We start from the raw sequence: 3,190 nt of genomic DNA on the forward strand, positions 1-3,190 counted from the left end.
TGATCTACGCAACCACTATACGAAGTAAATGTGGCTATATTTTCAGGGTTCATGGGTCTGTTATAAAAAACAATTTTACCTTTTAATTGACTGCCAAAGCGTGCTAATTCTTCGATTCCTTGTACTTCGATCACCTCAGCCGTTAGTCCGTTTTTAGCAGTAGCAATCGATCCTCCTAAGGCACATATTGGTACATTAATTTTGGTTTTATTGTTGATGATATAGGCTGTTTCTTTTTCGCCTCTAACCCATTTAGGTACCATAACTTCTTGCAAATATACTTTGTCGAAACCGAGGGACTCCAATTGTGCTTTTGTATAAACAACTGCCTTATCTGCATTTGTAGATCCTGACAAACGAGATCCTATTTGATTAGATAAATGGTCTAGCCAAGTATAACATTTTCCATTTGTCAAGGCTGATTTGTAAATTCCTTTGATTGTTTGTTCTTCGCTCACTTGTGCAAAAAGGGAACAACCGTTTAATAGTATAGCTAGTAATACTGTTTTTTTCATGTCCTTACAGGTTTGATTTTGGTTATTGTTGCAATTTCGGAATAAATAAAGAAATACAACTGCTAAAGTTAGTAAAATATAGTGCTACTGCAGTAGCCATCATTAATTAGTAGCTTAAAAAATGTCTTCTTTCTATTAGATAAAAAAAAGAGACTACCTGAAATAGGTAGTCTCTAATTAATAGTGTTTTCAAACTTTCTTTAATCGCTCTACTCAAAGCGACTTTGAATGAGTTTTATTGAAAATTCAATCCAACCGTAAGACCGAATGCAACTGGTTTCACAGTAGCATTTTTATCCGTACTATACAATCCGTTTGCTTTTCTGCCTGAAACAGAAGAAGGATTGTAACCTATGTAAGATTCATTTTGTTTTTGGTCAAGGATTGAACCGTAACTACTATCTAAAAACATGGCGGTATACAATGCCTTCTTTTCAGATAACTTAAAAGTAAATCCAAGTTCAAAAGTACTCATCAAAACACCTTTAGTTTTATATTCACCAGAAGCAGCATAATTAAGTTGAGTTCCAAAACCAAATTCTGGTAAATTATCAATAGTTAAGTTCACATCAGGATAATATCCTGTTCCGGTAACAGAGGCAGCCGAAGCTTCAATTTTATAGCTTAGTGGTAGAAAATATTTTACACCCGCTCTAAAATTGAAATCAACTCCTGTATTAATAGTGGTTTTGTATTGTAAAAAAAGTGGTATTTGCACTGCAGTTAGCGTTTGCTTTTCATTATAATTTGCAGAGCTAACATTGTATCCAAAAGCCGAGCCCGTTTGATCCACCTCAAAATTAGTTAAGATAGCATTTGCTCTACCAAAAGAAACTTCTTGTCGGTACTGCGCGATTTCAGCTCCAGCACCAATTCCAATATGATTGGTTAAACCATAGATATAGCCAACTTTCAAGGCACCACCTAATCTATTTCCTGCTACTGTACCTTTTACATCCGATTGTAAATTTGCAATACCTGACTGTACACCAACATAAAACTGGGCATTCATTCCTGTAGACAGTAATAATACTGCCAATCCAAGGATATATTTAACATCAAATTTCATATATGTTTTGTTTTACTATCAGAATAATCCATCCTCATTCTTTTTGAATGAGGACTTCATACTCTAAATCATTTTATTAATTTTTAACCAATAGGTTTTTAGTAAAGTACTTACCGTTTGTCAAAGTTAATTTCACAATATAAATTCCTTCAACGCTTGGTGCAATTAGATCAATTGAACTCTTGTCCATAACCTTGTCAGTTAATACTGTTCCAAGGATACTTATTACCGTTACTCGTGCATTTGCAAGATTCCCGGTAGCAACATTTGTTGTTAATTGGTACGTTGCATTTGCTTTAACTGGATTAGGAGCAATATTGATAACATCTTGTACAATTGAAGATGAAAAAATCAAAGGACAAGAAGTCACTAATGATCCATCTAATCGTGTACCTACAGCATAGTAAGTTCCGTTTAATGCAGCAGTATCTTTAAAGTACTGACTGTTTTGTCCAGCAACTAATACACCATTTTTATACCAGCTATACGCTTTGAAACTGTTCGAACTATTGTCAAAGAAAATCACATTATCAAAATGCTTTCTTATTAAATTTGGTCGGCTATTTTCAACTGTTACAATTGCAGTTCCTGTAGCAACATTTCCGTTTCTATCCGTAACTTTTAAAGTAACTGTATTCACTCCAACATTAGAACAATTGAACGTTACTTTATCCAATTCTAACAATGCGATTCCGCAATTGTCAGTTGATCCGTTGTTTACACTAGTAGGAGTTATCGTTATATTAGCCGATGCATCCAGTTGAACAGTGATATTTTTAGTTAAAACTATTGGCAATGTTTTGTCCTCAACAGTAACGGTTTGCAGTACTTCAACTGCAGCATTTCCTGTATTGTCCATTACATTCCATTTAATGGTCGTAACTCCAACTGGGTAAACTGCAGTTAATGCTAAACCATCTGATCTTACTCCAGTAGGTGCTCCTACTGAACAATCGTCGGTTGCAGTTGCTCCAACTATCGTTACAGCAGCTCCGCATGACGTTGCGCTACTATTAACTTTAATGTTAGCTGCTGCTGTAATTACTGGTTTTTGATTAGCAACTACATTGATAGTTCTAGTAACAAAAGACTCATTATTCAATTCGTCTTTAACTGTATACGTACGAGTGTATTGACCAATTGTAGTTGTGTTTAATGTACCTGAAATAACAACAGCGGTAGTGATATTTTTATTTAAATTATCCGTCGCTGTGAATCCTGGCTCAGTATAGGTACAACCTTGAGGTACTGAAACAATTGCATTACCTGTTAAGGTGATAGTTGGTTTCGCTCTTTCTATTGTTACGGTGTAGTTTTTAAACAAACCACTTTGAGACATCAAGTTATAGTCTACTGGTGCAGTGTAACGCAAGGTTGTAACTCCACTATTTTGCAAGTAGGTTCCAATACGGGCAATTGCATTTTCAGAAACTTGAAAAGCAGGAACTAATGCATTTAAGTTAGCATTGTTGTTAACTTGTACTTTAACAGTGCGCTGTGCTTCGTCAATAACAGCTGTACCCACTTGATTAGCTACATTGTAGTTTACAAATTTAGCTTCCGTGTTTTTAGCATTGATCGTTACAATATAATTTGTTCTCGACAA

The 3,190-nt window shown here is 35.0% G+C and carries 2 protein-coding genes and 1 pseudogene; all 3 read right to left on the reverse strand.

Annotation, left to right across the window (positions count from 1 at the left end; translation table 11 throughout):
- Positions 1-515, reverse strand: a pseudogene (locus P8M54_RS01765) (peptidase M28 family protein); the annotation flags it as partial.
- A gap of 235 nt (positions 516-750) precedes the next feature.
- Positions 751-1,584 (reverse strand): outer membrane beta-barrel protein, encoded by an 834-nt coding sequence (locus P8M54_RS01770; RefSeq protein ID WP_300284336.1) that lies wholly within the window; start codon positions 1,582-1,584, stop codon positions 751-753.
- Positions 1,585-1,660: 76 nt separating this feature from the next.
- On the reverse strand, positions 1,661-3,190 hold a 1,530-nt coding region (locus P8M54_RS01775; RefSeq protein WP_300284338.1), incomplete at its 5' end, for an immunoglobulin-like domain-containing protein.

The sequence above is a fragment of the Flavobacterium sp. genome (genome assembly GCF_029242675.1).
Taxonomy (GTDB): domain Bacteria; phylum Bacteroidota; class Bacteroidia; order Flavobacteriales; family Flavobacteriaceae; genus Flavobacterium.